Origin of the sequence: Pseudarthrobacter chlorophenolicus A6 (genome assembly GCF_000022025.1) — a bacterium.
In the GTDB taxonomy this organism is placed as follows: Bacteria; Actinomycetota; Actinomycetes; order Actinomycetales; family Micrococcaceae; genus Arthrobacter; species Arthrobacter chlorophenolicus.
Window position 1 is genome coordinate 3,570,175 of record NC_011886.1, and the last position, 12,216, is coordinate 3,582,390.

The 12,216-nt window shown below is 65.9% G+C and carries 10 protein-coding genes; 8 read left to right on the forward strand and 2 right to left on the reverse strand.

Annotated elements, in window-relative coordinates; all coding sequences use genetic code 11:
- Positions 1 to 353: 353 nt before the first annotated feature.
- Together pucL and ACHL_RS16115 are read left to right on the forward strand one after the other, a co-directional pair.
- Complete coding sequence (pucL, locus tag ACHL_RS16110) at positions 354 to 1,262, forward strand: factor-independent urate hydroxylase (RefSeq protein WP_015938363.1); 909 nt, start codon at positions 354 to 356, stop codon at positions 1,260 to 1,262.
- A gap of 146 nt (positions 1,263 to 1,408) precedes the next feature.
- The gene (locus ACHL_RS16115; RefSeq protein WP_015938364.1) at positions 1,409 to 2,914 is read left to right on the forward strand and encodes a nucleobase:cation symporter-2 family protein; all 1,506 of its coding nucleotides are present in this window, start codon (positions 1,409 to 1,411) and stop codon (positions 2,912 to 2,914) included.
- 78 nt (positions 2,915 to 2,992) lie between these two features.
- On the opposite strand, the gene ACHL_RS16120 is transcribed toward ACHL_RS16115, so the two are convergent.
- On the reverse strand, positions 2,993 to 3,748 hold the full coding sequence (locus ACHL_RS16120; RefSeq protein WP_015938365.1) for an IclR family transcriptional regulator: 756 nt from the start codon (positions 3,746 to 3,748) through the stop codon (positions 2,993 to 2,995).
- 243 nt (positions 3,749 to 3,991) lie between these two features.
- Here ACHL_RS16120 and ACHL_RS16125 point away from each other — a divergent pair, with 243 nt between their 5' ends.
- Genes ACHL_RS16125 through ACHL_RS16145 form a run of 5 tightly spaced genes read left to right on the forward strand, consistent with a single transcriptional unit; the run spans position 3,992 to position 10,381 of the window.
- Positions 3,992 to 5,437 carry an NAD-dependent malic enzyme gene (locus tag ACHL_RS16125; protein ID WP_015938366.1) on the forward strand — a complete coding sequence of 482 codons (1,446 nt, stop codon included), beginning with the start codon at positions 3,992 to 3,994 and terminating at the stop codon, positions 5,435 to 5,437.
- Between the two features lie 50 nt (positions 5,438 to 5,487).
- A complete protein-coding gene (aceB, locus tag ACHL_RS16130) occupies positions 5,488 to 7,086 on the forward strand; it encodes a malate synthase A (RefSeq protein WP_015938367.1) in 1,599 nt (532 codons plus the stop codon).
- A 3-nt stretch (positions 7,087 to 7,089) separates the two neighbouring features.
- Positions 7,090 to 8,388, forward strand: coding sequence for a DUF6986 family protein (locus ACHL_RS16135; RefSeq protein ID WP_015938368.1), 1,299 nt, complete (start codon positions 7,090 to 7,092; stop codon positions 8,386 to 8,388).
- Complete coding sequence (locus ACHL_RS16140; RefSeq protein ID WP_015938369.1) at positions 8,381 to 9,193, forward strand: bifunctional allantoicase/(S)-ureidoglycine aminohydrolase; 813 nt, start codon at positions 8,381 to 8,383, stop codon at positions 9,191 to 9,193. The genes ACHL_RS16135 and ACHL_RS16140 overlap by 8 nt, the downstream gene beginning before the upstream one ends.
- A 27-nt stretch (positions 9,194 to 9,220) precedes the next feature.
- A complete protein-coding gene (locus tag ACHL_RS16145; RefSeq protein WP_015938370.1) occupies positions 9,221 to 10,381 on the forward strand; it encodes a serine hydrolase domain-containing protein in 1,161 nt (386 codons plus the stop codon).
- 19 nt (positions 10,382 to 10,400) lie between these two features.
- Here ACHL_RS16145 and ACHL_RS16150 read toward each other — a convergent pair whose 3' ends face one another.
- Positions 10,401 to 11,582, reverse strand: coding sequence for a zinc-dependent alcohol dehydrogenase (locus ACHL_RS16150; RefSeq protein WP_015938371.1), 1,182 nt, complete (start codon positions 11,580 to 11,582; stop codon positions 10,401 to 10,403).
- 171 nt (positions 11,583 to 11,753) lie between these two features.
- Here ACHL_RS16150 and ACHL_RS16155 point away from each other — a divergent pair, with 171 nt between their 5' ends.
- The gene (locus tag ACHL_RS16155; RefSeq protein WP_043794153.1) at positions 11,754 to 12,185 is read left to right on the forward strand and encodes a hypothetical protein; all 432 of its coding nucleotides are present in this window, start codon (positions 11,754 to 11,756) and stop codon (positions 12,183 to 12,185) included.
- Positions 12,186 to 12,216 lie beyond the last annotated feature (31 nt).

Here is a 12,216-nt window from a genome sequence, read left to right on the forward strand (position 1 = left end):
ATCCTCCTCGAATTCTTGTTTTCATATTACGGAAAGTAATTTTTGCTATATGAAAAGAGTAGATGGATCCGTGACGTTGCGTCAATGGTTCCGCGGGGCAGCTGCTGGCCCGCCGGTCACAATCGGATTTTTGAACTTGTGATGTACACCACCGGCTTGCAGGGGTACGCTGTTAGGCAACTCGTGGCGCAGGTCACGTAACCTGGGAGCAGCAGGCAGGGTCGTAATGAGCTGGCATCAATGGATGCCGGCTCTTTTTTGTTGGGTCGGCTCCACCGGAAACGCGCTTGAAATGCGCGCTTAATTTCAGTGATGGAACCTTGGTTCCACTTACCGGAGATTGGGAAAAGACCATGAGCAGCAAGATCATTCTCGGCGAAAACCAGTACGGCAAGGCCGAAGTCCGCGTCGTCAAGATCACCAGGGACACCAACCGCCACGAGATCGAAGACCTGAACGTCACCTCGCAGCTGCGCGGCGACTTCTCCGCGGCCCACCTGGAAGGCGACAACGCCCACGTGGTGGCCACGGACACCCAGAAGAACACCATTTACGCCTTCGCCCGCGACGGCATCGGCTCACCGGAAGCGTTCCTGCTGCGCCTCGGCGAGCACTTCACCTCCAGCTTCGACTGGGTCAGCGGCGGCCGCTGGGAAGCCGAGTCCTACGCCTGGAACCGCATCCAGGCCCACGGCAGCGAACACGACCACTCGTTCGTCCGCAACGGCCAGGAAGTCCGCACCGCGGTCCTGGTCCGCGACGGCGCCACCAGCCACCTTATTTCGGGGCTCAAGGACCTGACCGTCCTGAAGTCCACCGAATCGGGCTTCGTCGGCTACCCCCGGGACCGCTACACCACCCTCCCGGAGACCACCGACCGCATCCTCGCCACGGACGTCTCCGCCCGCTGGCGCTTCAAGACCGGCACCGATTTCAGCACCCTTGATTTCAACAAGAGCTACGAGGACGTCAAGGGCCTCCTGCTCGAAGGATTCACCGAGAAGTACTCCCACGCCCTGCAGCAGACCCTGTTCGACATGGGCACCAAGGTCCTGGAGGCACACAGCGAGATCGACGAGATCAAGTTCTCCATGCCCAACAAGCACCACTTCCTGGTGGACCTGTCCCCCTTCGGACTGGACAACCCCAACGAGGTGTTCTTCGCAGCAGACCGCCCGTACGGCCTGATCGAGGCCACCGTCCAGCGTGACGACGCAACCGCAGCACCCGCAGCCTGGTCCGGCATCGCCGGCTTCTGCTAGGCCCCCACTGGTGGTTGAGCCTGTCGAAATCCGGATTGGGTTTCGGCAAGCTCAACCACCGGTGACTGAGCTTGTCGAAATCCACCTGTTAGCCAGACACCAGTTAGCCAGACGATGACGTCTGCCATGAACCAAGAAAGTCTGCCATGAACACCAAGAAGAAACTGGCCGCCGCAGCCGCCGGACAAGGCGTCCAGCCAGGCCGTCCGGAAGACCAGCGGCTCCCGCTGGGAAGCACGTTCGCCTACGGCTTCCAGCACGTCCTCACCATGTACGGCGGCATCATCGCCCCTCCCCTGATCATTGGCGCTGCAGCCGGCATGTCCTCGCAGGACATCGGCCTGCTGATCGCGGCCTGCCTTTTTGTCGGCGGCCTCGCCACCATCCTCCAGACCATCGGCGTCCCGTTCTTCGGGTCCCAGCTCCCCCTGGTCCAGGGCGTATCTTTTGCCGGCGTTTCCACCATGGTGGCGATCGTCCACGGCGGCGGCGGCATCCAGGCCGTCTTCGGCTCGGTCATCGCGGCCTCGCTCATCGGCCTGCTGATCACCCCGCTGTTTTCGAAGATCATCCGCTTCTTCCCGCCGGTGGTCACCGGCACCGTGATCACCACCATCGGCCTGACCCTGATGCCCGTGGCCGCCAACTGGGCCATGGGCGGCAACAACAAGGCGGAAAACTACGGCAGCGTGGCCAACATTGGCCTGGCCGCCGCCACCATGGGCATCGTGCTGCTCCTGAGCAAGGTGGGCAGCGCGGCCATCTCCCGGCTTTCCATCCTCCTGGCCATGGTGCTCGGCACCGGCATCGCGTTCGTGTTCGGGATGGCCGACTTCTCCAAAGTGGGCCAGGGCGAGATCGTCGCCTTCCCCACCCCGTTCGCATTCGGCCCGCCCACCTTCGAGATCGCGGCCATCATCTCGATGCTGATCGTCATCCTGGTCACCCTGACCGAAACGTCGGCGGACATCATCGCGGTGGGTGAAATCGTGGGCACCAAGGTGGACTCCAAGCGGATCGGCAACGGCCTCCGCGCGGACATGCTCTCCAGCGCCATCTCCCCGCTGTTCAACTCCTTCACGCAGAGCGCCTTCGCCCAGAACGTGGGCCTGGTGGCCATCACCGGCGTCAAGAGCCGCTTCGTGGTCAGCGCCGGCGGCCTGATCCTGGTGATCCTCGGCCTGCTTCCGGTCCTGGGCCGGGTTGTGGCAGCCGTCCCCACGCCCGTTCTGGGCGGCGCCGGCGTAGTCCTCTTCGGCACCGTGGCCGCCAGCGGCATCCGCACGCTGTCCAAGGTGGAATACAAGAACAACATGAACCTGATCGTGGTGGCCGCCTCCATCGGGTTCGGCATGATCCCCATCGCGGCACCGGCGTTCTACGACCGCTTCCCGTCCTGGTTCAGCACCATCTTCCACTCCGGCATCAGCTCGGCAGCCGTCATGGCCATCCTGCTGAACCTGCTGTTCAACCACCTCAAGGCCGGCAACTCGGACAACCAGTCCGTCTTTGTGGCCGGCACCGAACGCGTGGTGCAGGAACAGGACATCAAGTGCCTGGTGGACGGCGACCGCTTCGAAGGCGGCAAGCTCCTCGACTGCGACGGCAAGGAAGTCCGCGTCGAATCAGCGCAAAAGGCTTCTGAACATTAGCAAATACGCAGCGAACGACGGCGGCCCGCACCTTCCAGCGAAGGTGCGGGCCGCCGTCGTACATAGTTTTAGGGACTGTCAGGTGCGGTTCAGTTCACGGGAGATGGTCTCGGCCGCCTGGCGGAGGACCGGTACGGCTTTGTCGGCGAAGTGCTCGTCCACCCGGGACACCGGCCCTGAAACGGAGATCGCCGTGGGCGTAGGGGCGTTGGGGACGGCCATGGCGAAGCAGCGGACGCCCAGCTCCTGTTCCTCTTCGTCGATGGAGTAGCCACGTTCCCGGATCAGCTTGAGGTCAGCCAGGAGTTCCTCGACGTCGCCGATACTCTTCACGGTGGGCGTGGGCATACCTGCGCGGGCAACGATGCCGCGGACGGTCTCATCGTCGAGCTGGGCCAGGATGGCCTTCCCGACGCCGGTGGCGTGGGTGTGGGCGCGCCGGCCCACCTCCGTGAACATGCGCATCGAGTGCAGCGAGGGCACCTGCGCGACGTAGATGACCATGTCCGAGTCCAGTACGGCCATGTTGGAGGTCTCGCCGAGCTGGTCCACCAGGGCCTTCAGCTGCGGACGGGCGACGGCACCAAGCTGCTTGTTGGCTCCTTCGCCGAGCCGGATCAGCCGCGGGCCCAGCGCGTAGCGGCGGTTGGGCAGCTGGCGGATATAGCCCAGCGACACCAGGGTCCGCAGCAGGCGGTGGATGGTGGGCAGGGGCAGGTCCGTGGAGGAGGACAACTCGCTCAGGGTGACGTCGCCGCCGGCATCCGTGATCAGCTCCAGCAGTTCAAAGACGCGCTCTACCGACTGCACGCCACCGGACGCTTTTTCTGCCATTCCGTTGTCTCCTACGGCTCGGAATCCGACAACTCTTATCCACATCGTGAAAAGAGTGCTTAGAACACCCAACATACATCAAGCACGGAGTTGCGGGCACGCGCCGGCGCCCACGTCCTCCAGTCGCATTCGGAGGGCTTGTATTTCCATCTTGCAGATAATAATATCCATAATACGAAAACATTCGTAGAGAACAGGCTTACCGGAACAGGCCGATGCACGGCCCCAACAGGAGGACATTCAATGGCGAACCCCAGCCCCGGAAACTCGATCACCCTGCGCGTCGAAGCGCCGTCCAGCTTCAGCGCCACGAGCGAGCTCGCCGCCGCAGTGGGTGCGGCAGGCGCCGCCATCACCGCCCTGGACGTCAGCGAGTCCCACCACGAAACCCTCGTTGTGGACGTCACCTGCAACACCACCGACGACGAACACGCCGCCCGCGTCAAGGACGCCCTCAACGCCCTGGACGGCGTCACGGTCCAGCACGTCTCGGACCGCACATTCCTGATGCACCTCGGCGGCAAGCTCGAGGTGGTCCCCAAGGTAGCCCTGCGGAACCGCGACGACCTCTCGCGCGCCTACACCCCCGGCGTCGCACGTGTCTGCCTGGCCATTGCCGAAGACCCCGCTGCGGCCCGCAACCTGACGGTCAAGCGCAACACCATCGCCGTGCTCACGGACGGCTCGGCCGTCCTGGGCCTGGGCAACATCGGCCCCGCCGCGGCCCTGCCCGTCATGGAAGGCAAGGCAGCCCTGTTCAAGCAGTTCGCCAACGTTGACGCGTGGCCGGTCTGCCTGGACACCCAGGACACCGAAGAGATCATCATGATCGCCAAGGCCATGGCCCCGGTGTACGGCGGCATCAACCTTGAAGACATCGCCGCCCCGCGCTGCTTCGAGATCGAGAACCGTCTCCGCGAGGAGCTGGACATCCCGGTCTTCCACGACGACCAGCACGGAACCGCCATCGTCACCCTCGCCGCCCTGGTCAACGCCCTGCGCGTTGTGGGCAAGAAGCTCTCCGACGTGAAGATCGTGGTCTCGGGCGTCGGCGCCGCGGGCTCAGCCATCATCCAGCTCCTCAAGGCCCAGGGTGCGGAGCACATCGTCGCCGCCGGCCGCTCAGGCGCCATCCACGCCGGCGAAACGTACAGCGACGAACACCGCAGCTGGATCGCCGCGAACACCAACGAGGAAGGCTTCTCCGGCACCCTGCACGAGGCACTGGTCGGCGCGGACGTGTTTATCGGCGTCAGCGCCCCGCACGTCATCGGTGAGGAGCAGGTAGCTTCGATGGCCAAGGACGCCATTGTGTTCGCCATGGCCAACCCCACGCCGGAAATCGACCCCGTCATCGCCGCCAAGCACGCGGCAGTGGTGGCCACCGGGCGCAGCGACTTCCCCAACCAGATCAACAACGTGCTGGCCTTCCCGGGCTTCTTCCGCGGCCTGCTGGACGCCGGAGCCTCGGACATCACCCCCGAAATGCTGGTGGCCGCCGCGGAAGCCATCGCCAACCGGGTAGCTGACGACGAGCTCAATGCCAGCTACATTATCCCCAGCGTCTTCGATCCCCATGTGGCCGCCGATGTTGCCTCAGCCGTTGCCGCCGCAGCGCATGCCGCCAACGTGGCAACCGCAGCAGCGTCGGAACAGCCGGAACCGGAAGCCGCCCTGGCCAACGCCTGATTCACCGCCTGACTTCAGCACAAGTCTTCAGCCTAAGGAAAGGACCAGAAATGGCCATCACTGTCACAGATCCCCGGCCGATCAACCGCGCGGAGGAGATCCTCACCCCCAAGGCGCTGGCGTTCGTGGAGGAACTGCACAACCGGTTCGCCGGCACCCGCAACGAACTCCTGGCGGCCCGTTCCGCCAAGCGGCAGCGCGTGGCCGAGACCGGCAAGCTGGACTTCCTGCCGGAGACGCAGGACGTGCGCGACGGCGACTGGAAGGTCGCACCCGCACCTGCTGCCCTGCAGGACCGCCGCGTGGAGATGACAGGACCTGCCTCACCGGCCAAGATGGCCATCAATGCGCTGAACTCGGGCGCCAAGGTGTGGCTGGCGGACCTTGAGGATGCCAGCACACCCACCTGGGGCAACGTCATCGACGCCATCCTCAACCTCCGCGACGCCGCGCAGGGCACGCTCAGCTTCACCTCGGACGAGGGCAAGGAATACAAGCTCCGCACCGACGCTCCGCTCGCCGTCGTGGTGGCCCGCCCGCGCGGCTGGCACATGCAGGAGAAGCACCTCCTGGTCAACGGCGAACCCGCCGTGGGCGCACTGGTGGACTTCGGCCTGCACTTCTTCCACATCGCCAAGCAGCTGGTGCTGAACGGGCAGGGCCCGTACTACTACCTGCCCAAGATGGAAAGCCACCTCGAGGCCCGGCTGTGGAACGACGTGTTCGTGTTCGCCCAGGACTTCCTCGGCCTGCACCAGGGCACCATCCGCGCCACGGTGCTGATCGAGACCATCCCTGCCGCGTTCGAGATGGACGAGATCCTCTACGAACTGCGGGACCACGCCTCGGGCCTGAACGCCGGCCGCTGGGACTACCTGTTCAGCATCATCAAGTACTTCCGTGACGCCGGCGAGGAGTTTGTCCTGCCGGACCGCGCCTCCGTGGCCATGACCGCGCCCTTCATGCGCGCCTACACCGAGCTGCTGGTCAAGACCTGCCACCGCCGCGGTGCCTTCGCCATGGGCGGCATGGCCGCCGTCATTCCCAACCGCCGCCACCCGGAGGTCACCGCAGCGGCCTTCGAGAAGGTCCGGGCGGACAAGACCCGTGAAGCCAACGACGGGTTCGACGGTTCCTGGGTTGCGCACCCGGACCTGGTGTCCACCTGCCGTGAGGTGTTCGATTCCGTGCTCGGCGACAAGCCGAACCAGGTGGACCGGCAGCGCCCCGAAGTTTCGGTCACCGCGGCCGAACTCCTGGACGTCTCCTCCGCCGAGGGCCAGGTCACCGAGGCCGGACTGCGCCTGAACCTGTACGTTGCGGTGGCCTACACGGCCGTATGGCTATCCGGTAACGGTGCCGTTGCCATCCACAACCTCATGGAGGACGCCGCCACCGCGGAGATCTCCCGCTCGCAGGTCTGGCAGCAGATCCGGAACAAGTCCGTCCTGGCGGATACCGGCAACACGGTCACCAAGGACCTGGTGGAGCGGATCCTGGGCGAGGAAACTGAACGGCTCCGCACCGAAGTGGGCGACGAAGCGTTCAGCCGGTACTACCAGCCGGCCAGCGACCTGATCGCTGACATCTGCCTCTCCGACGGCTACACGGACTTCCTCACCACCCCCGCCTACGAACTGGTGGGCTGAGGCATGGCCGCAACACCCAAGCCCTCGCTGTCGGCGGGCGATCTCGCATCCATCGACGGGCAGCTGGCTGCCACCGACCGGCTGCTCGAGCAGAACTACCCCGGCGACGACGGCTCCCGCCAGCCCGTGCACACGGTGTACGTGCCCGCGGACCGGTTCACGCCGTCGTTCGCCACCGAGTGGGGAGCTGAGGCCAGGGCCACCGTGGAAGCGCACGGCGGCTACGAAAAGCTGGGCCGGCTCCTCGGGCAGGAGCCGGGCCTCACCGAGGCCGTCGCCGCACGCGTCGAAGCCAAGCTCGCCAGCGAACCCATCGAGGACCTGCGCCTGGACTTCGAGGACGGCTTCGGGGACAGGGGCGACGACGCCGAGGACGCCGCCGCTGTTGCCGCGGCTTCCGCGGTGGCCCAGGCTGTCGCGGCCGGGTCCGCTCCCCCGTTCATCGGCATCCGTTTCAAATGCTTCGAGGCGGCCACCCGCACCCGCGGCCTGCGGACCCTGGACCTGTTCGTTTCCGGCCTCGCCGCAGCAGGCGAACTGCCGGAGGGACTGGTCCTGACCCTGCCCAAGGTCACCACCGTGGCGCAGGTCCAGGCGATGGACTACGCAGTGTCCCGGCTGGAGGAAGTCCACTCGCTGCCCGCCGGACGGCTGCGCTTCGAGGTGCAGGTGGAAACACCACAGCTGATCCTGGGCCCTGACGGAACCTCCCCGGTGGCGCTGCTGCCGCATGCCGTGCCGGGCCGGATCAGCGGGCTGCACTACGGCACCTATGACTACTCCGCATCACTGCAGATCTCCGCCGAATACCAGTCCATGGAGCACCCCGTGGCCGATTTCGCCAAGGAAGTCATGCAGCTGGCAGTCGCCGGCACCGGCATCCGGCTCTCCGACGGGTCCACCAACATCATTCCGGTGGGCGACAACGTGGAGAACGCCTGGCGGCTGCACGGACGGCTGGTCCGCCGCTCCCTGGAACGCGGCTACTACCAGGGCTGGGACCTCCACCCGGCCCAGCTGCCCAGCAGGTTCGCCGCCACCTATGCCTTCTACCGCGAAGGCCTCCCGGCTGCCGCAGCGCGCCTCCGCAACTATGTCGAACGCACCGAAGGCGGCGTCATGGACGAGCCCGCCACCGCCCGCGCCCTGGCCGCCTTCGTCCTCCGCGGCGTCCAGTGCGGCGCGGTAGGAGCCGAAGAGGTCCAGTCGCTGGCCGGCGTCGGAATTCCCCAGCTCACCGCCCTGGCGCACCCGCGGCTCGCCACCTCCACCACCTCAGCAAAGGATCTCCTCCATGGGTAAGTACTACTCCCCCACCGGCGGGCTGCCCCCGCAGACGCACCTGACCACCGAACGCGCCATCGTCACCGAGGCGTACACAGTGATCCCCAAGGGCGTCATGACGGACATCGTCACGTCCAACCTGCCGGGCTTCGCGAACACCCGCTCGTGGATCATTGCCCGCCCCATCTCGGGCTTCGCCACCACATTCTCCCAACTGATCGTGGAGATCGGCCCCGGCGGCGGCGCACCCAAGGCCGAGTTCGAAGCCGGCGTCGAGGGCGTCATCTTCGTGACCCGCGGACAGGTCAACCTCACCCTCGACGGGGAACTGCACCAGCTCGAGGAAGGCGGCTACGCCTACCTCGCCGCCGGTGCGGAGTGGGGCCTGGAGAACGTTTCGGACGACGTCGTGTCCTTCCACTGGATCCGCAAGGCGTACGAACGGCTGGAAGGCTTCGAAGCCATGTCCTTCGTCACCAACGAAAAGGACGTCCAGCCCACGTCCATGCCGGACACCAACGACGCTTGGAAGACCACCCGCTTCACCGACTCCAGCGACCTGGCGCACGACATGCAGGTGAACATCGTGACGTTCCAGCCCGGCGGCGTCATCCCCTTCCCCGAAACCCACGTCATGGAGCACGGCCTGTACGTCCTGGAGGGCAAGGCCATGTACCTGCTCAACAACGACTGGGTGGAGGTGGAGGCCGGCGACTTCATGTGGCTGCGCGCCTTCTGCCCGCAGGCCTGCTACGCCGGCGGCCCCGGCGAGTTCCGCTACCTGCTGTACAAGGACATGAACCGCCAGGTGAAACTCACCTAAACGGGGCCGGCGGGGGAAAATGGTCCCATGGGACCGCGCCCATCCGCGCTCTGCAAGCAGGCCGCAGCCGTCCTGGCTGCGGCCTTGCTGGTTGTCGGCAGCGCCGGCTGCACCGGGGAACCCCGCCCTCCGGACCCCGCGCCGACGGAGCCGGACAGGTCTGCCGCCTTCGCCCTCCTGGAAGCGTTCAGCGACCGGATGATCGGCGAGGGCGCACCCGCTGTCCTGATCGACGTCCGCTACGGCGGCAAGGCCTGGACACATGCCGCCGGGGTGCGGAACCTGGAAACCCGCGAACCTGCAACGGCGTCCGACCCCGTACGCGTCGGCGGCATCACCGAATCACTGGTGGCGGTTTCCGTGCTGAAGCTGGTGGCGGAGGGAAAACTCGGCCTCGATGACCCCGTGAGCCGCTACCTGCCGGAGTTCGGCAGCGTCCTGCACCCGCCCGGACCGGTCACTGCGCGCCAACTGTTGACCCACGAATCGGGGCTTCCCGACTTCACCGATCCGCTGCTGGCGTCAGGGCCCTGGGAACAGGTCACGGCGCGCAGGGTAAGCCTCGAACAGCAACTCGCCCTGGCGGCCACCGTTCCGTGGGAGCCACGGCTGGCACGGATCTTTAACTACTCCCGGACCAACTATGCGGCGCTGGCCCTGATCATCGAACGGCTCCGCGGGCAGGACATCGCACAGGTCCTGGCCACGGACACAGCGCGCCCGCTGGACCTGGGGGCAACCCGGCTGGGCGGGCCCGGCCTTCCGGGCATGGTCCACGGCTACGTCACGGTGGCTGGAGCGCGCTTGGATGCCAGCACGCCCGAGTGGCAGGCGGAAGCCCCGTCTTCCGGAGCCGTTTCCACCCTGCCGGAAGTGAACCGCTTCTACGCCGCGCTCCTGAAGGGCGAACTGCTCCCGCCGGACAGCGTCACCGCCATGAAGGGCGGATACCTGGAGTACTACGGCTTCGCATTGCGCCGCTGGAACAACACCTGCAACAACCGCTTCTACTACGGCCTGCCCGGCGACACAGACGGTTACGGGACCATTGCCATGACCAGCGAGGACGGACGCACACAGCTGGCCATGGCAGTGGCCTATCCGCCCGAGCCGCCCACCCTGGGGGTCAACCCGTTGATTTCCGAGCTGACGGACGTGTCCCAGGACGCGCTCAACCACCTATGCTGAGCGGCGTTGGTGGTGCGGCTCAGGCCCCCGGGTTGAGGACTACCTTGATGCAGCCGTCTTCCTTCTTCTGGAATTTCTCGTAGAGTTCAGGCGCCCCGTCCAGGCCCGAGCGGTGGGTGACGAGGTCCATGACACCCAGCGGATCGGCGTCGTCCTCCACCAGCGGGAGGATGTCATCCGTCCAGCGCCGCACGTTGCACTGGCCCATCCGTACCTGGATCTGCTTGTCGAACATGGTCAGCAGCGGCATGGGGCTGGCCTGTCCGCCGTAGACGCCGCTGAGGGATAGTGTCCCGCCGCGCCGGACGGCGTCGATGGCAATATGCAGTGCCGCCAGGCGGTCCACACCGGCGGTTTCCATGGCCTTCTGTGCCAGCTTGTCCGGCAGCAGGCCCAGTGCCTGGTGCGCGAATCCGGCCACCGGGGAGCCATGAGCCTCCATGCCGACGGCGTCCACCACCGCGTCGGGGCCCCTTCCGGCGGTCTTCTCCCGCAGTTCGTCGCCGAGGGCCTTGGTGTAATCGAGGGTGTCCACGCCATGGCGGGCCGCCATGGCGCGGCGTTCCGGGACAGGATCCACGCCCACCACGTTGAAGCCGCGCTGGACGCCGATGCGGGCGGCGAACTGGCCCACGGGCCCCAGCCCGAGCACGGCGAGGGTGCCCCCGGGCTGCACGTCCGCGTACTCCACCGCCTGCCAGGCCGTGGGCAGGATGTCCGAGAGGAACAGGTAGCGCTCGTCCGGCAGTTCGGTCCCCACCTTGACGGGCCCGTAGTCCGCGTGCGGGACGCGGAGGTATTCGGCCTGTCCGCCGGGGACCGAGCCGTACAGTTCCGAGTAGCCGAAGAGGGCTGCTCCCGAGCCCTTGTCCTTCACCTGGGTGGTTTCGCACTGCGACTGCAGCCCCTGCTTGCACATGTAGCAGGAGCCGCAGGAGATGTTGAACGGGATCACCACGCGGTCACCCTTGCGCAGGTTGGTGACGGCGCTTCCCACTTCTTCCACGATGCCCATGGGTTCGTGGCCGATCACGTCACCCTTGTGCATGTACGGCCCCAGGACCTCATACAGGTGCAGGTCGGACCCGCAGATGGCTGTGGAAGTGATGCGCACAATCGCATCGGTGGGCTCCTGGATCACGGGATCGGGTACTTCTTCGACGCTGACTGATCGTTTTCCTTGCCAGGTCAGTGCTTTCACGGTGTTCTCCTCTTCCTCGCCGTCCGGGCCTTGCGCCCTTCATTCGACGCTATCGAATTTGAGGCAAAAAAGTAAGCATGCTGATTAAATCCCCTTCCGCCACACCGTCACCATCCCGGCCCAGCTTCGAGTAGCATCTGCAAACAGTGGACAGAATGCCCGGGGGACGCATTGACCAATGACTCACAAACGGCAACCGCCGAACAAAAAAGCTCTGCCCTGGCCTACGCAGGCCCCAGCCGCATCGGCGGGCTGGCGCTCCTTGACGAGGCCGGCGACCTGTGCGAGCTTCGCGTGGAGTCGTGGCTTCCGCAACCCGCCGGCGTCGTCATCGATTTTTGCCTGCAACGCCAAAACTTCATCGCCATCATGCCGGACCGCATGCAGGTGATCTGGTCGTTGACGGAAAGCGGGCAACTGGTCGGGCTACACGGACACCCTGCGGTTTGCCGGTCCGTTCGGCCCGTGGGTGGACCGCCGAATACTGTTGGGGCAGATGCGGAAGAAATTCAGGGCGCGGCACCGGCGGATGGAACGCCTGCTGTCGGTCACCACGTGAGAACCGCCCTTCAAGGGCTTGTCGCCCCGGGCCCGTGCTTCTAGCGTAGGAAGGGCCCGCCGGGCCTGCTTTACG